The organism is Cellvibrio sp. ATLC23 (assembly GCF_057196725.1).
On the sequence record NZ_JBXUOS010000004.1, the window covers coordinates 223,853 to 245,481 of the forward strand.

The 21,629-nt window shown below is 46.9% G+C and carries 22 protein-coding genes; 9 read left to right on the top strand and 13 right to left on the bottom strand.

Annotated elements, in window-relative coordinates; all coding sequences use genetic code 11:
* Positions 1-35 precede the first annotated feature (35 nt).
* From AC2CG4_RS08690 to dmeF, 10 genes are all read right to left on the bottom strand, one after another.
* A complete protein-coding gene (locus AC2CG4_RS08690; RefSeq protein WP_484485881.1) occupies positions 36-2,438 on the bottom strand; it encodes a heavy metal translocating P-type ATPase in 2,403 nt (800 codons plus the stop codon).
* Between the two features lie 117 nt (positions 2,439-2,555).
* Positions 2,556-3,005 (bottom strand): DUF305 domain-containing protein, encoded by a 450-nt coding sequence (locus AC2CG4_RS08695; RefSeq protein ID WP_484485882.1) that lies wholly within the window; start codon positions 3,003-3,005, stop codon positions 2,556-2,558.
* A 37-nt stretch (positions 3,006-3,042) separates the two neighbouring features.
* Positions 3,043-3,774 carry a MauE/DoxX family redox-associated membrane protein gene (locus tag AC2CG4_RS08700; RefSeq protein WP_484485883.1) on the bottom strand — a complete coding sequence of 244 codons (732 nt, stop codon included), beginning with the start codon at positions 3,772-3,774 and terminating at the stop codon, positions 3,043-3,045.
* A 127-nt stretch (positions 3,775-3,901) separates the two neighbouring features.
* On the bottom strand, positions 3,902-4,456 hold the full coding sequence (locus AC2CG4_RS08705) for a c-type cytochrome (protein ID WP_484485884.1): 555 nt from the start codon (positions 4,454-4,456) through the stop codon (positions 3,902-3,904).
* 104 nt (positions 4,457-4,560) lie between these two features.
* Complete coding sequence (locus AC2CG4_RS08710; protein ID WP_484485885.1) at positions 4,561-4,890, bottom strand: hypothetical protein; 330 nt, start codon at positions 4,888-4,890, stop codon at positions 4,561-4,563.
* Positions 4,891-4,939: 49 nt separating this feature from the next.
* A complete protein-coding gene (locus AC2CG4_RS08715; protein WP_484485886.1) occupies positions 4,940-5,656 on the bottom strand; it encodes a copper resistance protein B in 717 nt (238 codons plus the stop codon).
* 9 nt (positions 5,657-5,665) lie between these two features.
* Complete coding sequence (locus AC2CG4_RS08720; protein WP_484485887.1) at positions 5,666-7,744, bottom strand: copper resistance system multicopper oxidase; 2,079 nt, start codon at positions 7,742-7,744, stop codon at positions 5,666-5,668.
* Positions 7,745-7,756: 12 nt separating this feature from the next.
* The gene (locus AC2CG4_RS08725; protein WP_484485888.1) at positions 7,757-8,275 is read right to left on the bottom strand and encodes a DUF411 domain-containing protein; all 519 of its coding nucleotides are present in this window, start codon (positions 8,273-8,275) and stop codon (positions 7,757-7,759) included.
* A 117-nt stretch (positions 8,276-8,392) separates the two neighbouring features.
* Positions 8,393-8,788, bottom strand: a complete 396-nt coding sequence (locus AC2CG4_RS08730) for a hypothetical protein (RefSeq protein WP_484485889.1) — start codon at positions 8,786-8,788, stop codon at positions 8,393-8,395.
* A gap of 85 nt (positions 8,789-8,873) precedes the next feature.
* Positions 8,874-9,887 (bottom strand): CDF family Co(II)/Ni(II) efflux transporter DmeF, encoded by a 1,014-nt coding sequence (dmeF, locus tag AC2CG4_RS08735; RefSeq protein ID WP_484485890.1) that lies wholly within the window; start codon positions 9,885-9,887, stop codon positions 8,874-8,876.
* Between the two features lie 48 nt (positions 9,888-9,935).
* Between dmeF and AC2CG4_RS08740 the strand changes: the two genes are divergently transcribed.
* From AC2CG4_RS08740 to AC2CG4_RS08770, 7 genes are all read left to right on the top strand, one after another.
* Positions 9,936-10,211 (top strand): metal/formaldehyde-sensitive transcriptional repressor, encoded by a 276-nt coding sequence (locus AC2CG4_RS08740; protein WP_484485891.1) that lies wholly within the window; start codon positions 9,936-9,938, stop codon positions 10,209-10,211.
* A 226-nt stretch (positions 10,212-10,437) separates the two neighbouring features.
* Positions 10,438-11,451 carry a DNA-binding protein gene (locus AC2CG4_RS08745; protein WP_484485892.1) on the top strand — a complete coding sequence of 338 codons (1,014 nt, stop codon included), beginning with the start codon at positions 10,438-10,440 and terminating at the stop codon, positions 11,449-11,451.
* A gap of 22 nt (positions 11,452-11,473) precedes the next feature.
* The gene (locus tag AC2CG4_RS08750) at positions 11,474-12,379 is read left to right on the top strand and encodes an abortive infection family protein (RefSeq protein ID WP_484485893.1); all 906 of its coding nucleotides are present in this window, start codon (positions 11,474-11,476) and stop codon (positions 12,377-12,379) included.
* Complete coding sequence (locus tag AC2CG4_RS08755; protein WP_484485894.1) at positions 12,366-13,112, top strand: PDDEXK family nuclease; 747 nt, start codon at positions 12,366-12,368, stop codon at positions 13,110-13,112. Before AC2CG4_RS08750 ends, AC2CG4_RS08755 begins: the two co-directional genes overlap by 14 nt.
* A 45-nt stretch (positions 13,113-13,157) precedes the next feature.
* Complete coding sequence (locus AC2CG4_RS08760) at positions 13,158-13,781, top strand: HAD family hydrolase (RefSeq protein ID WP_062065783.1); 624 nt, start codon at positions 13,158-13,160, stop codon at positions 13,779-13,781.
* Complete coding sequence (locus tag AC2CG4_RS08765; RefSeq protein WP_484485895.1) at positions 13,775-14,413, top strand: hypothetical protein; 639 nt, start codon at positions 13,775-13,777, stop codon at positions 14,411-14,413. The genes AC2CG4_RS08760 and AC2CG4_RS08765 overlap by 7 nt, the downstream gene beginning before the upstream one ends.
* A 53-nt stretch (positions 14,414-14,466) precedes the next feature.
* Complete coding sequence (locus tag AC2CG4_RS08770) at positions 14,467-15,513, top strand: hypothetical protein (protein ID WP_484485896.1); 1,047 nt, start codon at positions 14,467-14,469, stop codon at positions 15,511-15,513.
* Positions 15,514-15,970: 457 nt separating this feature from the next.
* Here AC2CG4_RS08770 and ypfJ read toward each other — a convergent pair whose 3' ends face one another.
* Complete coding sequence (ypfJ, locus tag AC2CG4_RS08775; protein WP_484485897.1) at positions 15,971-16,837, bottom strand: KPN_02809 family neutral zinc metallopeptidase; 867 nt, start codon at positions 16,835-16,837, stop codon at positions 15,971-15,973.
* Positions 16,838-16,915: 78 nt separating this feature from the next.
* Here ypfJ and pgm point away from each other — a divergent pair, with 78 nt between their 5' ends.
* Complete coding sequence (gene pgm / locus AC2CG4_RS08780; protein WP_484485898.1) at positions 16,916-18,556, top strand: phosphoglucomutase (alpha-D-glucose-1,6-bisphosphate-dependent); 1,641 nt, start codon at positions 16,916-16,918, stop codon at positions 18,554-18,556.
* A gap of 69 nt (positions 18,557-18,625) precedes the next feature.
* Here the strand turns inward: pgm and AC2CG4_RS08785 are convergent, their stop codons facing one another.
* Entirely contained in the window at positions 18,626-19,477 is an 852-nt protein-coding gene (locus AC2CG4_RS08785) for a pirin family protein (protein WP_484485899.1), read from the bottom strand.
* A gap of 81 nt (positions 19,478-19,558) precedes the next feature.
* Entirely contained in the window at positions 19,559-20,455 is an 897-nt protein-coding gene (locus AC2CG4_RS08790; protein WP_484485900.1) for a LysR family transcriptional regulator, read from the bottom strand.
* A 131-nt stretch (positions 20,456-20,586) separates the two neighbouring features.
* Here AC2CG4_RS08790 and AC2CG4_RS08795 point away from each other — a divergent pair, with 131 nt between their 5' ends.
* Complete coding sequence (locus AC2CG4_RS08795) at positions 20,587-21,609, top strand: zinc-binding alcohol dehydrogenase family protein (RefSeq protein ID WP_484485901.1); 1,023 nt, start codon at positions 20,587-20,589, stop codon at positions 21,607-21,609.
* Positions 21,610-21,629 lie beyond the last annotated feature (20 nt).

The following is a 21,629-nucleotide window of genomic DNA, read 5'->3' on the forward strand; positions in this document are numbered from 1 at the left end:
AGCCTACGCCGTGATTAGCGGTTTTGGGCAGGAATTTACTTTCGCCTCAACCGCAAAGCATTCCCAATCACGGATGCAGAGCTAAGACTCATCGCTATTGCAGCGATCATTGGGGAGAGCAACCAGCCCGTCCAGGGATATAACACCCCTGCGGCAATAGGAATACCCAGCCCGTTATACAAAAATGCAAACATCAGGTTCTGTTTCATGTTGCCTACTGTCGCCTCTGACAAAAAGCGCGCCTCCGCGATCCCACGCAAATCACCTTTTACCAAGGTAACTTGCGCACTGTTCATCGCCACATCGGTTCCCGTTCCCATGGCAATACCTACATCAGCTTTAGCCAGTGCGGGAGCATCGTTGATACCATCACCAGCCATTGCGACCACTTTGCCCTCACCTTGAAGTTGCTCAACCAAGCGTAACTTGTCTTCGGGCTTTACTTCACCATGGACTTCATCAATTCCCAATTGCGCCGCCACAGCTTTGGCCGTCGTTATGCCATCCCCCGTTGCCATAATGATGCGTAAACCCGCTTCTTTCAGCGTAGCTAATGCGCCAGAGGTGCTTGGTTTTATGGGGTCAGACACAGCCAGTAAACCGGCAAGCTTTCCATCTATTGCCAAGTACATAACACTCGCTCCCTTGCCGCGCAATGCCTCGGCCTCAGTCACTAACAATGTGACAGCTATACCCAGTTGCTCCATCAGCGCTGTGTTTCCTAGCGCTAATTTGCGCCCTGCAACAATTCCATATACGCCAATACCTGAACTTGATTCAAATTGTTCAACGCTATCCAATAACAGATTTTGTTCGCGTGCGGCGTTAACGATTGCATCTGCAAGTGGATGTTCACTGCCTTGATCTAGACTTGCAGCAAGACGTAAAACCTCTTCTTTGTGAAACCCATGTGCAGGCACCACGCATTCAAATGTGGGCCGCCCTTCGGTGAGGGTACCGGTTTTATCTATAATCAGCGTGTCTATTTTCCTGAAGTTTTCAATCGCGCCCGCGTCCCGAAACAGCACACCCTGGGTAGCGCCACGCCCAGTGGCCACCATGATAGACATCGGAGTTGCTAACCCGAGCGCACAAGGGCAAGCGATAATAAGTACTGCCACGGCGTTTATTAACCCAAATATCCAACGTGGCTCAGGTCCGAACAGACCCCAGGCAAAAAAGGTCAAAACAGATATCGCGACAACAGCTACGACAAAATAACCGGCAACAGAATCGGCCATGCGCTGTAAGGGTGCTTTGGACCGCTGCGCATTCGCCACCATTTGAACGATCTGCGCCAACATTGTGGACGATCCGACTCGTTCGGACTGAATGGTGAGAGCACCATTACTGTTGAGTGTAGCGCCTATAACTTTGTCGCCTTTGCGTTTGGTTACTGGGACGGGTTCACCTGTAAGCATGGACTCGTCCACTGAACTGCTACCTTCTACCACCACCCCATCGACAGGTACTTTTTCACCGGGACGAACACGCAGTTTGTCCCCTACGTGGACATGAGTTAGGGGCACATCTTCTTCACTGCCATCCTCACGAATACGGCGTGCTGTTTTTGGGGCAAGACCAAGTAAAGACTTAATCGCTGCGGAGGTTTGGGAACGCGCCTTTAACTCCAGGAGCTGCCCAAGCAATGTCAGGGAAATTATCACCACTGCCGCCTCAAAATAAACTGACACTCGCCCCATCGAGATAAAAGAATTAGGAAACAGGTTCGGCATTACCGTGGCGATAACACTGTAGATAAAGGCTGAGCCCGTACCTAAACTGATTAAAGTCCACATATTGGGGCTACGATGAATGACGGACTGCCATCCACGCACAAAAAATGGTGCACCTGCCCAAAGTACAACTGGCAGCGTCAAGATGAATTCAATCCATGATTGCGTACTAGCATTAAACAAATTCAGTTGATGACCAAACATTGCCAACACAAAAACAATCACCGTGAACGGGAGAGCCCACCAAAAACGACGAGTGAAATCGCGTAGTTCTGGATTGTCATCCTCATCAAGATCCGGTAACAAAGGCTCTAAAGCCATACCACATTTTGGGCAAACACCCGGTTGGTCCTGACGAATTTCCGGATGCATAGGACAGGTATAAACTGCACCAGCTGTTGTTTCGTGGGCGGTGTCTTGTTTAGCGTTATTGTTTGAGTGGGCATGCTTTGTGCCGCTTGGCATTGACGTTTTTGATAGATATTGCACTGGTGCGCTTTTAAACTTTATTTTGCAACCTTCACTGCAAAAATAATAAGTGGTTCCCTCATGTTTGTGCTGATGAGTGGAGTGCTCAGTAACCATCATTCCGCAGACGGGGTCTTTAAGTTCATTTGACGCTGGCCGATCCGACGAATGAGTATGAGGATGTTCCATGTTTTCTGCCTCGTTATATGTTGCTTGTGGTGCCGATTTAACCAACCCTTTTTAATTCGATTCCAGACAGCGAATCAGCAACGCCCAACACCGTCAGGCAAATACTTTTGGCCGTCCATGGCGATGTTGTTGCTGATTTTAAGTATATATTGGCTTCTAGTGCTAACGAGATTCCAAATCCTGTATCAGATTTTTCATTTCACCAATCTCACGTTTTTGCGCTGCGATAATTTCGTCCGCTAATTTTCGAACACGAGGGTCAGTGATCTTTGATCGCTCGCTGGTCAAAATGGCGATGGAATGATGGGGGATCATAGCTTTCATGTAGGAAACATCGCCAACCGTAACCTGACTTCTCACCAAATACAGTGAGCTCGAAAACACCAGGACACTGCCAGCAATCACACACATATTCAACAATTTATTTTTATACATGTGGAGCATAAATAATAACATCACGACCGCCATAATAGAGCCCATCACCAAGGACATATAAAATCGAGTTTCGCTCCAAAATATATGATCTGTCGAGTAACTGTTTAAATAAGTAGCTCCATACATGAATGCGGTAGACGTTAAAATCATCACAATAAATTTTAGATACATTTTCATAATTTTCTCCATTTACGTTAATAATAGAATCAAGCTTTTATTTAACCCACATCCACACTGCCGCTAAAATCATAAATATATTTTCTGTTAATGATACAAAACCCAGTGGGACTTGACTGTTGCCTCCGACACAAGCGCATTTTAATTCTCGCTTGTCGATGTATACGGCTTTGACAACAGACGCCGCGCCAACAGTGCCAATAAAAAGCGCAATAGGTGATACCGCCCATGCGGCCAACCCGCTTAACATCCCGATACCTGCATAGGCTTCTGCAAACGGGTAGATGTAGGCGTAGGGTATATAACGCATTCCTAATAAATCGTACGTGATGAATTGGTTTGAGAATGAATACAAGTCACGCAGTTTTTGGATTGCCAATACCGTCATACTTAATGCGACAAAAAATTCAAGGGTGGTCATGACGTTAAAATTGTCGAACATGCGCCACGAAATAGCAGTGGCGAGCAGAAAACATGTGGCAAAAATGGCGATTACCGGTTTGTAGGTTTTTTCTTGTGTGTCGATAACTTTCAACCCAAAATATTTTCTAACGTCTTGATAGCCACCTATGCGCTCATTTTCAATAAAAGTTTGTGGTGTGGTATCTACGCCCTCCTGTCGTTTAAATGCATCCGCTTCTGCACGTGAAGTTAATTGTTTATCTACGACCACGTAGCCTTGTTTGCGCAGTAAATATTTAGTTTTTAAACCAAAGGGGCAGATATGCTCAGGTGTTACCATGCGATAAAGGGTTGCGATTTTCGACATTCACATTCTCCTTCTCATGTTGAGTATCAAAGCGAAAAGTTCAATTTTGTGACCTTAAAATTTCGATTTGGTGCACGAAAAAAACTAACAAAAAAATCGTAAAAAAGTTATTTCTGGATACTTTCAATCAATGCGAATCATTTTTTCCATCTGACCTGGACGTTAATATCTGGTATTGGTCAGGTGTAAGAGTTGGCAGTTTTTGAATAAACGCCACCATCGCCCAAATGCGCTGGTCATCATGAGTCGGCCCCCATGCAGGCATACCACTGGCTTTGATGCCATGTTTGATAATCCAAAATTGACGCTGTGCGCTCCCTGCTTCTTTTACATTGTGAGCATGGTCATGATCGCTTGATGCCAGTGATAAGTTGGGCGGGCTGGGATAAAGCCCAATACTCATATCACTTTGCGTGCGCCCCGGTTTTAAATGGCATTGGGAGCACATATCGTTGTAATCCGGCCCACCAGTGAGGAGTAGATTGGAATTATTTAAATCAGGCACTAGGATATCGCTCGCGGCACGTGCAATAGAGCGCTCCCGCATGGTCTCCAGCAGCCAATAAGTCACCTTGTTGTGCGGTACATCAGCGCCGATTGGATACAGCCCTGCGTTGATATAAAGATATGCAGCAGCCAGTGTGGCAACGCCAAGTAGAATTATCCATTTAATGGTCTTCATAAAATCGAGCTCCTAATTCAAGAATGGATGTACTGCATGCGCCGTCATCTGTTGCAATATCGCGGGTTGCTCATGACATGCAATGAGCAACCGCGCATAACCGATTAATGATTGCCATGCCCCTCATGACTTGTGCTGGAGGTAGATTTATCCATGTCCATACCTTCGTGATTCATGCCTTCCATCTTCTCGTGATCCATGCTTTCCATATCTTTGTGTGAATCTATATCAGCCGATTTGGTGCTGCACTTTTTCATTAACGCCTGCATTACCGGATCATTCATATCCATCTTGGAGTGATCCATATTTTTCATTGCGTCACAATCCGGCGCTTCTGCCGTCTTGGCGTGTTCTGCTGGATCATGAGCAAAAACCGGTGCAATGATTAATAAACCAGAGAGCGCCAAAGCGCAGCCTAATAGTGATTTTTTCATTGTGAATTCCTCATTGTTTGTTGATAAAAACTAAGTAGAACAGCGTGATTTAAAACCACGCACGAATGCCCGCAACCCATTGGGTATCGCTGGAGGCTTCCCCATGTTCGCGTACAAAATCGGCGGTATTGCCGAAACTTTTTGTCCAATTAACGCCGATGTAAGGCGCAAACTCCCGGCGGATTTCATAACGCAATCGCAATCCAGCTTGGCCATCGGCAAGCCCCGAACCCGTCATCCGATCCATATCATTCTGGCCATAAAAATTGAGGGTAATTTCAGGGGATAACACCAACTTTTGCGTGAACATCCATTCATATTCCGCCGACAAACGCGCGGCGGTATCACCCGAGTCACCAATAAAAAGTGCTGCATCAACTTCGAAAAAATATGGTGCTAAACCTTGAATGCCAATGACGCCCCATTCACGATCCGGTTCTGGTTTTAAGTCTTGGCGAAAACCGACTTGAAGATCCCAAAAAGGAGCAACAGCGCGGCTGTATAGCGCCTGGATTTCTGCCTCTTCGATGACGCCATCCACTTGCTCTACATCGGTTTTAATCCATAACTTATTGAGGTCTTTCCCAATCCAGCCTTGCGCCTCAAGCACGTAGGGTTCAGCATTCTCGGCGTTGCGCCATTCCAATTGGTCGATCATCACTCGTGCCAGGAGCGGATCATCGCCTTCGTGGGCAAGCGTGGGGGTACTGTGAAGCAAGGCCACGGTGAATAAGCTCAGGGCGAATTTTCCAGATAATGGTTTCATTGTTATCTCCTAAATGACCCGCACTTCACGCATCATGCCGGGCATGTGGTAAAGCAAGTGGCAGTGGTAAGCCCATCGACCTTTAGCATCAGCCGTGACGAGGTAACTGATGCGCGCTCCGGGTTGAACGATGATGGTGTGTTTGCGTGGAATGTATTCCGGATCCCCAGTTTCCAATTCACTCCACATGCCATGCAGATGAATGGGGTGGGTCATCATGGTGTCGTTAATGAGGATGATGCGTACACGTTCCCCATAACTCAGTTCGAGCGGTTTGGCATCGGCGAAATTGAGGCCGTTGATCGACCACATATAGCGACGCATATTGCCGGTCAAATGCAACTCAATTTCCCGTGAGGGTTCTCGCTTGTCATGGGTGGGATGAAGACCGCGAAGATCCGCATAGGTTAAGACCCGGCGACCGTATAACTTCATGTGATCGCGCAGACCAATACCGGGATCAGTCAGTCCACTTTGGGGGGCTTCGGCATGACTGTCTACATGAGGACCAAATTCCGACTCTGCGTGGTTAATGTTGGCGAGAGGGTCAAAATTGCTGCCAAAACCCGCTTTGGCCCGCCGCGCCTTGCCCTTGTGTTGGCTGTGATCCATTTTCATCGCAGACATGTCGTGGCCACTATGATCCATTGCCTTCATGTCGTGAGCCGAATGATCCATTCCTTCCATTGCAGGCATTGAATGTTGGCTGTGATCCATCCCCGCCATGCCTCCCGCCATATCATGACCACTGTGATCCATCGCCTTCATGTCATGGCTCGAATGATCCATGCCTTTCATTGCCGACATATCCTGGCTCATGCCACCCATATCGTGCCCACTGTGATCCATGCCGGACATATCCATCCCCATTTCACGGTGACCTAAAGTGGGGGCTGGATCCATCGCGGGTATTTCGGCACGCAAGGCGATATCGGTAGTCAGGGTGCCACGCGCATAGCCGGTGCGGTCATTACTTTGGGCAAATATCGTGTAGGCACTATCAGCGGCTGGTTCAACGATGACATCGTAGGTTTCAGCCACACCTATGCGAAATTCATCAACCGTTACTGGCTGGATATTCTGGCCATCGGCTGCCACCACCGTCATCTTCAAACCGGGAATTCGAACATCGAAGATACTCATGGCCGCGCCGTTGATAAAACGCAAACGCACTTTTTCACCGGGTTTGCAGATCCCTAACCAACCATGATCCGGAGTAACACCGTTCATCAAATAGGTGTAGGTATATCCGGTCACATCCGAAATATCGGTTTCGCTCATGCGCATTTGGTTCCACATAGCGCGCTCTTTCCATGTGGCAGACAAGCCCTTGGTTTTCAGATCGCGCACCAAATCACCCACCGTACGCTCACGGAAATTGTAGTAATGGCTCATCTTTTTCAGGGTGCCATAGACTTTTTCCGGGGCGGTGTCGGTCCAGTCCGACAGTAGCACTACCATGTCCCGGTCATACGCCACGGGGTCGGGATCTTTGGGGTCTATAACGATGGCGCCCATCAAGCCAGTCTGCTCTTGGAATCCCGAATGGCTGTGATACCAATAGGTGCCGTTTTGCTGGACATCAAACTCGTACACAAACGTTTCGCCCGGTTTAATGCCGTTAAAGCTCATTCCCGGCACCCCATCCATTTCAGAGGGTAAAATCATCCCATGCCAATGAATGGAGCTGTCGTGATCAAGCGTGTTAGTGACTCGCAAGGTCACCCGTTCACCTTCTTTCCAGCGTAATACCGGAGCTGGCAGGCTTCGATTGACTGTCGTAGCAATGCGCTGCTTGCCGGTAAAGTTGACCTTTTGGTAACCGATGGTCAGGTCAAATTGATTGCCTGGTAGCGTTTCAGGGCCATTCACTACCGCAGGCGATTCTGCCCAAAGGCGTCCGGATATCGGTAATGTACTGAGAGCTAACAACGATGAAGCCCCGAGTACAAAGCGACGCCGGGATTGCCCCCGCTGATCTATTAGCGCAGATGAATCCGTGTTTAGCGTGGCCGGAAGATTGTGATTAGCAGTTGCTAATTCCGGCAGTTGGTCAATCCCGCTAATGCAGGTGGGGGGAATTTTCATGCCCAATTCTCCTTAGTGAGACTGTTGTAGAGTGGTGATACGGGTATAAACCGCGCTGCCGCCATTGGCTTTGAGTAACAGCACGTTATAAGGCGTGAATCGTTGGCCCATTTCCATGCCGGGGCTGCCAACCGGCATACCAGGTACCGCGAGCCCGAGAGCGTCTTTGGGTTTTTCAGCCAGAAAGCGGGTAATTACCCACACAGGGATATGCCCCTCAAAAACATACCCATCAGCCGATACAGCGGTGTGGCATGACTGAAATTGAGGGACAATTAGATGGCGGTTTTTGATGGCATTGAGGTCATCAGGATGGTGAATTTTGGATTGGTAGCCATTGGATTGCAGATGGGCTATCCATTCCTCGCAACAGCCGCAGGTCGGGCTTTTGTACACCTCCAGTACTGGCTGCGATGAGGCCGAGGTTACTGATGAATCCAACGAATTGGCGTGAGCAAAACTGGCGCTGAATAACGCCAACATGACTACCCGGAATGCAAAAAGCAATCGGGGAAAACGCAGGTTAAACATAGATGCTCCTAAACAACCTGAGGTTGTAAAACATCAATTTAGGATTAGGAGCAGTAGAGGCTCCCGTTAATAAGTCGGTGGACTTGTGCGCCAAAATTCAGGCGTAGCTGTCCTGTATTAACGGAAAATGGGTGGGCAATAGAGCGAAAATACAGGGGATTTAGGCGTTTGATTGTTATAGGAATCAGTAACCAAACTGTTTTCGATTAAGGCGTTTACGGACAAGCTATAGGCGAGCGCTGGTAACGAACAACTGCTGGACGAACAGTGACTCATTGTTTTGCAGCAGTCATGGGTTTGATTGAAGTCGGAATTAGTGTCAGAGGATCCCATCTGACTCATATCGTGAGGCATTCCCATCATCGAGTGATCAATTGCCGTCATATCATGATCGTTGGCGGAGCTAGTCTCCATCAACTGACATGGCATAGCCACTACCGCCAACGACTGACCTAAGAAGATCAGAATTAGCAGTGCGATTATCCAGTGCTGATGACGGCGCGCAGTAATCATAAGATAAACATATAGGAAGAATTACCTAAAGCATATTCAATTGTAAGTAGACAGTCCAGTGGCCGGGCTGATTAATAGTCAAAGTTCACACTCTTTGCATTTTTAGGCTGGTCTCATATGTCGGGAATACCTGATTGGAGTAACCATTTAATTCCACCGTAATGTGCACCAACTCTTCATGAATACCCAATTGTTGTTTGAAATAATCCGGACGGACATCACCATCTGTCACAAGTGAAAGAATACAGGCATATTTACCTTTCGCCACGCGCCAAACGTGTAAGTCTGTAATATCAGCTTTGACTGGACTTGCGGCAATAACGTCACGAATTTCAGCCACTACTGGCGCATCCATTTCAGCATCCAGCAAAACACGCCCCGTATCACGCAATAGACCATAAGCCCACACTGTTACCAGCACAGCCCCAACAATACCCATTAAGGGATCGAGCCAATCCGCTCCCCACAGCTTGCCGCCTATCAGCGCCACAATCGCCAGAACTGAGGTCGCGGCATCCGTCAGCACATGTAGATAAGCCGAGCGCAAATTCAAGTCGTGATGGTGGTGGCCATCTGCTGCATGATGATCATGGTGGTCGTGATGGTGCGCATGGTTATCCTTGAGCAACCAGGCACAGACGAGGTTAACCAGCAGGCCAATACCCGCAATTGCAATGGCTTGATCATAGTGAATAGGGGTTGGTGATAACAGGCGTTCAACTGACTGATACATCATGAGACCGGCAACGCCTAAAAGGAAAATTGCGCTGGTATATCCGCCTAGAACCTCGATTTTCCAAGTCCCAAAGGAGAATCGTGCATCCTGAGCAAGGCGTCGAGCCGCCGCATAAGCAAATACGGATAACCCAAGCGCCAGTGCATGGGAACTCATATGCCATCCGTCTGCCAGCAATGCCATCGAATTGTAAATCCATCCACCGCCAATTTCTGCGACCATCATTACCGCAGTCAATAGTACAGCCCAACGGATGTTCCGCTCCGCCAATGGGTTGCCCTCATTAAAGACGTGCGAATGTCGAAGAGCTTTTATATCGATATCGGGAGATTGCATTTGGAAGTATCCTTGGGACAGTTTCATATTAATATACTCCCCCCTAGTATATGCATAATGCGGTGATATTGTCCTATGGCTCATACGAACAAATCCAAAAAGCAACTGTTAAGCCGTGTGCGACGAATCAAAGGACAGGCCGAAGCACTAGAAAAAGCGCTGAACGAAGGTACTGAGTGTTCTGCAATTCTCCAGCAGATATCAGCTATTCGCGGTGCGGTTAATGGATTAATGACGGAAGTTCTGGAAGGCCACATTCGTGAACATCTTGGTACGAGTGACGCCTCCGCAAAACAACGGCTGGAGGATTTGGATCAGGTAATAGACGTAGTGCGACGGTATCTGAAGTGATGCTTGTTGCGAGAAGATGAGTTCGGTTTACCTCTATTGATTTACCTTCTTGATAGGCTATCTGTACTCATTTTTTTGCTTTTGGCAGATTTTATAGGCCTAACATTAGATAAGTCATGATTATCTAATGTTAGGAAAGCTCGTTTATTGATCTTTAGTCCTGTTAAAATTAGTATGTAATTACATAGTATGTACCACAGTACGAAATAAACAGGGCGGGCAAGCAATGGCAAATAGCGGCGTTAACAAACACCAGGTCAAAAAGGCACGGGACGCTCTGATTGCCAAGGGACAAAACCCCTCCATCGATGCAGTACGCGTTGAGCTGGGGAATACGGGTTCCAAGGCCACTATCCACCGCTATTTGAGGGAACTGGCGGAAGAAAACCCACTAAATCCCGGCAATAAGCCCGCCATCAGCGAAACTCTGGGTTCGCTGGTCGAGCAGCTCGCTGCCCAACTGCACCAGGAAGCCCAAGACCTTATTGCTGCACGGGAAGCCAGCCTGCAAGCAACTACGGATAGCTTGAAAAGCCAGTTGGAAGCCGAGCGACAGACACTGGCCAGCACGGCCGATGAAAACCAACGACTGAAGGCCCAGTTAGCCAAATATGAGCAAGACCATAACACTTTGACGGCTGAAGCAGAGACACAGAAAATTTTGGCGGGACGCTTAGAGCAGCAACTGGCAGACAAAGGTGTATTGATAGCGGAGAAGGATAACCACATCCGCTCCCTGGACGAAAAACACCAGCACGCCCGAGAAGCCCTGGAGCACTACCGTCAGTCTGTCAAAGACCAGCGCGACCAGGATCAGCGACGTCACGAACACCAGCTACAACAGCTGCAAGCCGAGATCCGCCAGTTGAACCAGACTTTATCGATCAAACAAACTGACTTGACTCACCTCAATACCGCCAATGCCGAGTTAACCGCCGAAGTGCGCCAGCTTCGCAAGGCTTTCAATGATGCAGGACAGGAGCTACAGACAGCAGAATCGAAATTGTTGGCCGTCAACGAGCAATACCAAACAACAACTCATCAAGTCGTCGAACTCACCGTCGTGCGCGATCAACTGTTTAGCGATAAGAACGACCTTAGTGAACGACTGGGACTGATGGAAAAATCATTCAAGGCTATCGAGATTGAGTTGGTGACAGTCAAAACCGAGCTGGCCGTGAAAAACCAATTGCTGGAGTCACTAGGCAACCAATTCACTCTCGCCAACCAAAACACGTAACGGAAAACAAGGATCAGATGACATGGCGAATTCAACAATCTCAGAAGCAACTCGGCGAGACATTTCTGACCTTATTCTCATCGAAAATATTGCCTGGAGCGGCAGGCTTGAGGAACCGGAGTTCCTTTCACGCTTGTACAATTTAAAAGAAATGCCATCCACGGATCACCGTTACGAAAATGCGTATGGCGATATTTGGCAGCACCGTGTGAATAATGATGACTGGAGTGATGACTGGGTATTTACCGACTCCCGATTCGATCTGATGCATACAGAAGCTGATATATTTCTGCGGTTCTTATGCGAAACACTGCATCCCGTAGTGAGAACATCCCAGGAAGACATCGAAAAATTAAAACAGGCATACAATTTATTATTAGCAAATGACGGTTACGAAATTGTGCCCAAAACAAAGGTCGAAAATCGGGAGTTGTATGCCGCACGCCAAATTGCATTATCCGCTGAACTCAATATCGCCTCCTTGAAAAAAGAATTTCTGGCAGCTGATGCCAGTTATGTGAATGCGCAAATTACGCGCATGGAAAGCGCTGTTGATAATGACCCCGGACTTGCGATAGGGACAGCGAAAGAGCTTGTTGAAACCGTGTGTAAAACCATATTAGAGGAACGAGGTATAACACTCGATGGCAACCTTGAACTACCCAAACTGGTAAAACAAACAGCGGCGGAATTAAAGCTAACACCTTCTGATATTCCTGATGAAGTGAAAGCGAGTGACAGTATAAAACGGCTGTTAAAAAATCTTGCCGATATCACCTACGGTGTTGCTGAATTAAGAAATAGCTATGGTACTGGCCATGGCAAAAATGCAAAATCCCGGGGGCTCAGCTCGCGGCATGCCAAACTGGCTGTTGGTGCGGCATCTACCCTGGCAATTTTCCTGGTTGAAACCCATGGCGAACGATAAAGCAGCTAAAGGAGACTGTATGGTCATACAATCGATTAAAACACAGTATAAAGGTTGCCAGTTTCGCTCTCGCCTGGAAGCTCGATGGGCAGTATTTTTCGATGCACTAAACATTATTTGGGAGTATGAAAAAGAAGGTTTTCGGCTCTCCGACGGAACCTTGTATTTACCCGATTTTTGGCTGCCCGAATTGGATTGTTTTTTTGAAGTAAAGGGTGCGGAACCAACGGATCGAGAAAAAAATATTGCAAAGCAGCTTAGCAGTGAAGCGCACAAACTGGTCATCATTGCGTCTGGCACCATGAACGTTGAAGAGTTAAGGGTCGGAGATATATCCTACGGTGATTGGCCGGCGAAAGGTTTTGTGATGACCGCCTACGGTGGCGCCGCACAACATATGTGGAAACCCAAGGCTTTTTCTTTTGGTTTATGGGATTGGCTAGTCGGCACCGATCTTCCTCCCTTTATTGCATCCGAATTCCCATCCATCTCAATTCCGAACGAAGATTCTGAGTCAACGCGCGAGTTAATCATACGATTGGATCAGGAATACTATTTCAAAAAATATGGCAAAGATCATCCTCGATACCAGTGGGGGCGCAGCGAGAAAAACATTTCGTGGTGCCATGAAGATTCTTGTTATCAATTTGGCTTGGAGCCAGATCGAGAAAACTTAAACATACGCGCTGCATATGCAAGCGCACGAGGCGCGCAGTTTGAATTTAAGAAATAAAGTGATGTTTTATTAATCCACCTACTCATTGTGCACAGGTTTAGGATGCGTCCCAATTTGGTAATTTTTGATTTGTACGGAACCCTCATCCAGTTTGGAGTGAAGCATCATCCATTTCGTAAAGTGTTGCAGTGGGCGCGACAACAAGGCCGGTCTCCAGAACCTGATGACGCTCGAACCTTGATGACGTGCCCAGAAGATCCCGTTGAGCTATTCGCAGCGATGGGGATCTTTCCACCCGCACACATGATTGCACAGCTTCAGAAAGAGATCGAGCAAGAACTTGCCAGCCTGGCATTATTTGACGATGTGATCCCCACACTACGCCAGTTATCGGATTGGCGCATTCCCATAGCAATATGCTCCAACCTCGCAAAACCCTACGGTGCAGTGCTCGAACAATTATTGCCTGATGTTCCACTTCTCAAATGCTTGAGTTATGACGTGGGTTACATAAAGCCCGAGCAAGAAATTTACCAATGGATTGTGGATAGAGCGAAAGTGGATCCGGCACACTGTCTTTTCGTGGGCGACACCTTGTTGGCCGATTATGAAGGTCCAACGCAATTTGGTTTTCGCGCAAGGCATTTGATAAGAGGAACAAAACGTTCCACCGAAACGATTGGTACCCTTACCGACATTTTAGCGCTCAAGGAGATTGCATGTTAGTACCCGTTTATAAAGGAAGAAGTGCTGAGGAAATATTGAGCGACCACGTCTATTTTGATTCAGCGGGCTATTTCTATAGAGCGATGTCCTGGATCGATTATTACCATCGGAATAGAACATTTACTTCAATAGTTTACGCGTGTGCTGATGCAAGGCTCGGAATTGAGCACCTGATGTTTGAGGAATTGGTCCTGCTTACAGATGCAAAGTTGTCAGAGGAAGCTTATAAAAAGTGTACTAGGGAAACCAATAAATTTCTAAAAATGATTAAGACACTAAACCCTGATCATGAAAAGCTCAACCTATTTACAAAAGCGCTGATTGAACTGGAGCCAGATGCACCGAAATTGATTTTTTGGGATCTATCCGAAATGTCAAAATATTGGGGTAAGTATTCGCATTACTTACATTGGTTTGGTTCGCAAGACCGAACTACGGGTGAAAAAGTTTGGGTCGAAGACGCAGTAGGTGAGGTATCAGAAATTACCCAAAAAATCTGGGTAAAAATGACATCCGGTAGTAGAGGCGTTATGCCAATATCCGACATGACACAAGAAACACAGGCGATTTGGGAAGACTTTAAAAATGAAAAAATCAATTACAGCGATATTAAAATCCGGTTGCAATATTGATTTGCGGGTCTTGGTGAAACGGAAATCGTGGATAACAAGGTAAAAGGAAAAAAATGGATTACGTGGCTTTCAAGTTTCCAGACTATACCATGCTTATTATTGACCAACTGAGGCAAGCTGATTGGTTCGCCCATTGCCTGCAAGTGGACACCGACGATGATATCTATAATCCGGCGCTGTATCTTTATCATAATCAGATAAACGGTGTCGCGTATCATTTAATTTTCGATCTCAATATCTATCAGTATGTACTGAGCGCCTATAAAAAGGCTGGCAAGAAGCAGATCCACAGGGATGCAATTGCGTTAATGGTATTTTGTAAGTTCACCGATATCCTGGTGGATCCAACTTTCGCCATCTATGAAAAAATTAATTATCAAAATGATTTTTCTGATGAGATTCTTGACGATTTGATCCTTTTTAGGCAGCTCGATAATGCCGACATGGATCAACTTTCCCAGTTCGCCCTTGGCCATACAGATCTAATCGCATTACCGGCTCCGCCAGAAACCGATAAGGGGCAACTTCGACACGAATTGACTAAATACCATCGTTTAAAAAAATGGGACACGTTGTACCTGATAGTGTTAAAAATTACCTACCTTTGCCATTGCGATTCTGCGCCAACACATCAAAAAGTGCAGAAACTGCTTGATTGGTGTCATGAGTATTTTCTATTTAGCCTGGCTGCCACGAGCTTTGCGATAAGCCTGTTTGCTGCCTCATCGAGTTTAATGAAATATAAACCCGCCGCATCTCAGCAGGATAGGAAAAAAGCATTGTTGAATATGACGTGGGATTTATTCTACGTGGATAAATTTTTTGAAAAATGGGTCGCAAAAGATGGTTCGGTGGAATCTATCTACGCCACCAATGATGGACCGCTGAAAGACGTTCTTCACAGAGCAATCTCCCTACAGCTACAGCCTGATGCATTGCAGTTTGTGGAGGAGTTGCCAGACACTCTGATAACAGTCATCGCAGCGATTCCAGAACGGATGGCTGATGAAAAAGGACGCAAACTGCGGAAAGGTATGGACTTCAAAACGTATCGAGACGCATTAATTTCGGAGCTTGAATTATCATTGCACGTCCGATGATCTCATTCTAAATATGGCGGCCAAACTTGGGGGGGGGGGGTAAAAGACGACAGTCATCGGGATTGATTGCTTATACAGAGTGGCCATATCATAATTGACCTGCGGGGCGACTGACCGGATGAGATTGAGCGCCCCCCAGCGGGGAAACCCGTAACCGCGCAAGGCGGTTCGAGGCGAAAGCCGAAGTGATTCTGGATACGTACGATGAAAAGGCACCTTTGGGTGCCTTTTTTTATGAATCTCATAAATTAGATGTACTCAAAGCAATCCCGAATTTATTGGATTTCCCACCTATTTTTACGAAGTTCCACGCTTAGGTAGGAAACCTTATTCCTAGTCATCCAAGGATGTGCTCAGATACGTCTCGTTACGGATGACCATACGTCAACTCTGGGGCAGACAGATCGCGCTTAATGAGAATCATTTGCTATGGATAAAATTGGGGTTTTGTTTAAAGTTAACCTATTTTTCCCTGCTCAAAACCGCGTTTAAACCACTCCACACGCTGTTTTGAGCTGCCGTGCGTAAAGCTTTCAGGACGCACCGCCCCACCTGCTTGTTGCTGCAATTTATCATCGCCAATTGCCGCGGCTGCATTGAGCGCCTCTTCAATATCACCCTGTTCCAGCATCTTTCGCTCAGTATCGGCGTAGTAGCCCCAGATTCCCGCATAACAATCTGCTTGCAGCTCCTGCTTTACCGATAGCTGATTTGCCTGCGTTTTTGATGTTTGTTGTTGCGCTTGCCTCACTTTTGCCGAGGTGCCTAGCAAGGTTTGCACATGGTGCCCAACTTCATGTGCGATCACATAAGCTTGAGCAAAATCACCCGGTGCACCCAGTTTGTTTTTCATATCCTCATAAAATGCTAAGTCGATATAGAGTTTTTGATCGCCCGGACAATAAAAAGGCCCCATCGCTGCTTGCGCATAACCGCAGGCAGAATTGACGGCATTACGAAACAGCACCAACTTGGGTTCTTGATAGGTCAGTCCTAATTTTTTAAATTCGAGATGCCAAGTGGATTCTGTATCCGCCAATACCACCGATACAAAGTCGGCCAACTCCTGATCTTTAGGAGATAGCTGTTGGGAGCCTGAACGACTAGCAGAAGGCGTGGCCAACTGTAATAAATCCACACCTAGAAGTTTTGCACCAAAGTACCCCACCACACCGATCAGCAATAAAATGCGCCCCCCTTTTGTACGCAGCAAAAACGGCACAATGCGGAATAAAATACCCGCACCACCCATCGCCATTGATGGGCCACCAGAACGGCGTAAATCCTCAACATTGTTACTACGACGACCTTGTTTCCAGCGCATAATGGTTACCTTAAATAAATCAAAGCGCGCTACTATAACGCCCTATTCTCAGTAAAACCGAATCGCAAAGGAGTTTTTATGACTACAAGCCCTCTGGCTGGTCAACTTTTACCCGCAGATCTGCTGGTGGATCTCCCGAAATTGATCGATGCCTATTACAACAATAAACCCGATGTGGGAATTCCTGAACAGCGCGTCAGTTTTGGCACTTCTGGTCATCGCGGTTCATCGTTCAATACCAGCTTCAATGAAAATCACGTGTTGGCGATTAGTCAGGCAATTTGCGATTACCGCGCACAGGCAGGTATCACCGGGCCACTTTATCTCGGCATAGATACCCACGCGCTCTCGGAGCCAGCGCAAATCAGTGCCGTTGAAGTATTGGCAGCCAACGGCGTGGAATTAATGCTCGCCAAAGGTGGCGAATACACACCTACACCGGCGATCTCCCACGCCATTCTCACTTACAACCGTGGGCGCAGTGCTGGTTTAGCCGATGGCATAGTGATCACGCCATCGCACAACCCACCCGATAACGGCGGCTTTAAATACAACCCGCCCAATGGCGGTCCAGCTGACAGCGACATCACTAACTGGATGCAAGCGCGCGCCAATGAGCTGCTGGAAAATAATTTGCGTGACGTGAAACGCATGGATTATCGCCAAGCGATTAAAGCAACCAGCACCCATCATCACGATTACGTAACACACTATGTGAGAGATTTAATTAACGTAATTGATATGGATGCAATTCGCGGGGCAAATATTCACATGGGTGCCGATCCGCTCGGCGGTGCCGGGGTAAATTACTGGAGTGCAATTGCCGATTACTATCAGCTCAATTTAAAAGTCCTCAATACAGCGGTTGATAAAACGTTTTCGTTTATGACTGCTGACTGGGATGGAAAGATTCGCATGGATCCATCGTCCGCCTACACCATGCAAGGTATGGTTGATCGCCGTAATTTATTTGATGTGGCCTTTGCTTGCGATGCGGATCATGACCGTCACGGAATAGTGGCGCCCAGTTGTGGTTTGATGCCGCCCAATCATTATCTCGCGGTTGCGATTGAATACTTATTTCAAAACCGCCCGCAATGGCGCGCCGACACCGCGATTGGTAAAACTGTGGTCAGCAGCGCAATGATCGATAAGGTTGCACAAAAAATTGGCCGCCGTTTATACGAAGTCCCAGTCGGTTTTAAATGGTTTGCACCGGGTTTATTTGATGGCTCACTCGGTTTTGGTGGTGAAGAGAGTGCGGGTGCTTCGTTCTTGCGCATTGATGGCAGCGTCTGGACTACCGACAAAGACGGCATCATCCCGTCACTGCTTGCCGCTGAAATCAAAGCCAAAACCGGCCGCGACCCTGGCGAATGTTACAAGCTGCTTGCCAATGAATTCGGTCATGCTGCTGAAGCTCGCGTAGAAGCTCCGGCTAATGCAGCGCAGAAAAAAGCGCTCTCAAAAATTTCACCGGAACAGATTACTTCAACCGAATTGGCGGGCGATAAAATTGAAAATATTTTGACCCAAGCACCCGGCAATAATGCTGGTTTTGGCGGCATTAAAGTGATGAGTAAAAATGGCTGGTTTGCAGCGCGCCCATCGGGCACTGAAGAGATTTATAAAATATACGCAGAAAGCTTTAAAGGAAAAGAACATCTTCAGCAATTAATTGCTGAAGCGCAAGTGATTGTAGATAAAGCTATTTCGTAACACTACTTTCTTCATTAAAAACGCCCGAGCTAGTCGGGCGTTTTTAATTTACCAGTGGCTAACTTAACGTTATGTTGGCAACGGAATCCAGTCTGTTTCACCCGGCACCATCGCAAAGCCGCCACTCGTCCAACGCTCACCAGCAGCTTTTAGTTTATCGCGCGACGATGAAACAAAATTCCAGTGAATAAATCGCTCGCCTGTCAAAGGCTCTCCGCCAAGCAATAAAATACGCGCACCACTGACAGTTTCGATGACATCATTCTCGTTCAACACTGCCAAATGGAACTCCGGTACCTCTTCAGCATTGACAGTGACACTGCCAAACGCCACATAGATTGCTAACTCTTGTCGCGGAAAATCTGGCGTATATTGCGCACCTGCCCCTAAGGATAAATCAATGTAAGTGGTAACACTTGCAGTTTTTACCGGTGACACAATGCCAAATGCACTTCCAATCAACACATGGGCACTCATCGTTGGCAAATTTACCGATGGAATCTGATCAGCTCCAAAATGTACGAACGATGATTCGCAATCTTCTACCTCTGCTGGTAATGCCAGCCAAGTTTGAATCCCTTCAACATCTATTTTTTTGTCACGTACATCATCTGGTATGCGCTCGGAATGTACAATTCCACTGCCCGCTGTCATTAAGTTAATCGCACCCGGTTCAATGCGTTGATGAACACCTAAGCTATCTTTATGCATCATCGCGCCAGAAAATAAATAAGTCACCGTTGCTAAACCTATATGCGGATGCTGGCGAACATCGCCTGCGGTAGTGCCAGATTCAAACTGCGCCGGCCCCATATGATCGACAAAAATAAATGGACCAACACGTTGCTGCAAACGTGAAGGCAGTAATCGTTTTACTGTAAAACCTATATCCTGAACGCGTGGAGATATTAACAATGCCATGATCTCGCCCTCTGATTTAAGTAAATATATTCACACACTCTTAACGATAGGCGCTGCCTATTTTTACAATAGGAACCTAATTCAAGACAGTCGTTTTTCTAGATAAGTTAATAAAGCGGTTAAGCGAAATGGTTGATACTTCTTTTCCTTATAGACCGCGTAAAGCGGCGTAGATTGCCCCTCATATTGCCCATTCAATAAAGTAACCAAGCGACCCGCAGCAATATCATCGCGAATATCCAGTGCAGATTTGTACACAATTCCATGCCCTGCCACCCCCCAGCGACGAACGACTTCACCATCATTAGTATTGCGATTGCCTTGAATAGCTATTTCAACCCTTGCGTCATCGCGATAGAAAATCCAGTTGTTGTAAGGGCGATCATTGCGATAAAAATATAAACAATTATGCTCGGTTAAATCTTCTAAACAATGTAACGGCGGCATGGTGGCAATATACGCAGGGGCAGCAGCAAGCAGGCGGCGATTATCACAAAGTTTACGTGCAATCAGCGCTGAATCGCGAAGCTCACCGTAACGAATCACCAGATCCAGACCTTCTCTATATAAGTCCTGCATCATGTCTGAAAAGTTCAACCGCAAGGTCACACGCGGATATTGCTGCTGAAAATCATCCAAAATATTTAATAATCCATGGCGCCCAAAATCCGATGGCAGCCCGATACTAATCTCTCCTGCCACTGCGGTCTGCAAATTACGTAGCTCTGATTCCGCATCACCCAATGCTGCCAACGCATGGTGTACATAGGGTATCAAGCTCTCCCCCGCCGCACTCAAGTGCAGACTACGGGTGGTCCGCTCTAGCAAACTTACACCCAACGCGAGTTCCAGCCGTTTAATAGCTGCGGATACCGCCGCATTGGTAATGTTCAATTGGCGCGCCGCCTCGCTCATATTGCCGACTTCAGCCACGCGCAGAAATAACTCCAAGTCCTGCAATGAGTAGGCTCTGCTCATTTAACACCTTATTGTCAAAATTAAATTGATAGTGATTTAAGCAATATAGCGATTATCAAACAAATCACCAAGAACTAGACTAGCTTCACGTGATAAATAATTCCTACTAGAACAACCTTTGGAGCAAATATATGAAAGCAGTCGCACTAAAAGCCTATTTACCAATTCAAGATCCTGAATCGCTGCTGGATGTAAATCTGGAAAAGCCAACTCCCGCAGGCCGTGAGCTGCTCATCGCGGTGGATGCCGTTTCGGTTAACCCAGTCGATACCAAAATACGTGCGCCCAAAAGCAATATTGAAAAAGATTTTCGAGTGCTGGGATGGGATGCAGTAGGTACAGTTGTCGCAACAGGGCCAGATGTGAGCTTATTCAAAACCGGTGATAGTGTTTTTTATGCAGGCAGTATCGTCCGCCCTGGTAGCAATAGTGAATTCCAGAAAGTAGATGAGCGCATTGTCGGTCATAAACCCAAATCACTCAGCAATGCCGAAGCTGCAGCCTTGCCTTTAACAGCGATTACCGCATGGGAAGGTTTATTTGATCGCCTGCAAATTTCGCGCGATAAAAACAGCAAACCGAAAACACTATTAATTATCGGTGGTGCCGGGGGCGTAGGTTCAATTGCAATCCAGTTAGCGAAGGCATTAACCAATCTGAACATCATAGCGACTGCATCGCGCAGCGAATCAGTTGAGTGGTGCAAATCACTGGGGGCAAATCTTGTGGTTGATCACAGCGCATCGTTAGTCGACCAAGTTCGTGCAGAAAACATTCATTTTGTTGACTATATTTTCTGCCTGAACAATACCGATCAGCACTGGCAAGCAATAGCTGAATTGATCAAACCTCAGGGGCACATTTGTTCGATTGTCGAATTAACTGGCCAGGTAGATTTAAACTTATTAAAAAGTAAATCAGTTTCATTCACTTGGGAGTTGATGTTTACCCGCTCGCTGTTCGAAACAGAGGATATGATTGAGCAACACCACTTATTAAATTGTATTGCAGAGTTGATCGATTGTGGCGCAATAAAAACTACACTCACTCAAGTACTAAGCCCGATTAATGCAGAAAATTTACGCAGTGCTCATGCACAACTTGAATCCGGTAGAACAGTTGGAAAAATTGTACTCGAACATTGGTCGGCCTAATCCGCTCAATCCTATTATCA

What these genes read in the sequence shown, in the direction of transcription:
- AC2CG4_RS08700 (WP_484485883.1), bottom strand. Translation starts at nt 3,774, where the DNA reads ATGTCGAAAATCGCAACCCTTTATCGCATGGTAACACCTGAGCATATC.
- AC2CG4_RS08750 (WP_484485893.1), top strand. Translation starts at nt 11,474, where the DNA reads ATGGCGAATTCAACAATCTCAGAAGCAACTCGGCGAGACATTTCTGAC.
- AC2CG4_RS08745 (WP_484485892.1), top strand. Translation starts at nt 10,438, where the DNA reads ATGGCAAATAGCGGCGTTAACAAACACCAGGTCAAAAAGGCACGGGAC.
- ypfJ (WP_484485897.1), bottom strand. Translation starts at nt 16,837, where the DNA reads ATGCGCTGGAAACAAGGTCGTCGTAGTAACAATGTTGAGGATTTACGC.
- AC2CG4_RS08795 (WP_484485901.1), top strand. Translation starts at nt 20,587, where the DNA reads ATGAAAGCAGTCGCACTAAAAGCCTATTTACCAATTCAAGATCCTGAA.
- AC2CG4_RS08725 (WP_484485888.1), bottom strand. Translation starts at nt 8,275, where the DNA reads ATGTTTAACCTGCGTTTTCCCCGATTGCTTTTTGCATTCCGGGTAGTC.
- AC2CG4_RS08730 (WP_484485889.1), bottom strand. Translation starts at nt 8,788, where the DNA reads ATGATTACTGCGCGCCGTCATCAGCACTGGATAATCGCACTGCTAATT.
- AC2CG4_RS08790 (WP_484485900.1), bottom strand. Translation starts at nt 20,455, where the DNA reads ATGAGCAGAGCCTACTCATTGCAGGACTTGGAGTTATTTCTGCGCGTG.
- pgm (WP_484485898.1), top strand. Translation starts at nt 16,916, where the DNA reads ATGACTACAAGCCCTCTGGCTGGTCAACTTTTACCCGCAGATCTGCTG.
- AC2CG4_RS08695 (WP_484485882.1), bottom strand. Translation starts at nt 3,005, where the DNA reads ATGAAAATGTATCTAAAATTTATTGTGATGATTTTAACGTCTACCGCA.
- AC2CG4_RS08760 (WP_062065783.1), top strand. Translation starts at nt 13,158, where the DNA reads ATGCGTCCCAATTTGGTAATTTTTGATTTGTACGGAACCCTCATCCAG.
- AC2CG4_RS08720 (WP_484485887.1), bottom strand. Translation starts at nt 7,744, where the DNA reads ATGAAAATTCCCCCCACCTGCATTAGCGGGATTGACCAACTGCCGGAA.
- AC2CG4_RS08705 (WP_484485884.1), bottom strand. Translation starts at nt 4,456, where the DNA reads ATGAAGACCATTAAATGGATAATTCTACTTGGCGTTGCCACACTGGCT.
- AC2CG4_RS08740 (WP_484485891.1), top strand. Translation starts at nt 9,936, where the DNA reads ATGGCTCATACGAACAAATCCAAAAAGCAACTGTTAAGCCGTGTGCGA.
- AC2CG4_RS08785 (WP_484485899.1), bottom strand. Translation starts at nt 19,477, where the DNA reads ATGGCATTGTTAATATCTCCACGCGTTCAGGATATAGGTTTTACAGTA.
- AC2CG4_RS08755 (WP_484485894.1), top strand. Translation starts at nt 12,366, where the DNA reads ATGGCGAACGATAAAGCAGCTAAAGGAGACTGTATGGTCATACAATCG.
- AC2CG4_RS08715 (WP_484485886.1), bottom strand. Translation starts at nt 5,656, where the DNA reads ATGAAACCATTATCTGGAAAATTCGCCCTGAGCTTATTCACCGTGGCC.
- AC2CG4_RS08765 (WP_484485895.1), top strand. Translation starts at nt 13,775, where the DNA reads ATGTTAGTACCCGTTTATAAAGGAAGAAGTGCTGAGGAAATATTGAGC.
- AC2CG4_RS08710 (WP_484485885.1), bottom strand. Translation starts at nt 4,890, where the DNA reads ATGAAAAAATCACTATTAGGCTGCGCTTTGGCGCTCTCTGGTTTATTA.
- dmeF (WP_484485890.1), bottom strand. Translation starts at nt 9,887, where the DNA reads ATGAAACTGTCCCAAGGATACTTCCAAATGCAATCTCCCGATATCGAT.
- AC2CG4_RS08770 (WP_484485896.1), top strand. Translation starts at nt 14,467, where the DNA reads ATGGATTACGTGGCTTTCAAGTTTCCAGACTATACCATGCTTATTATT.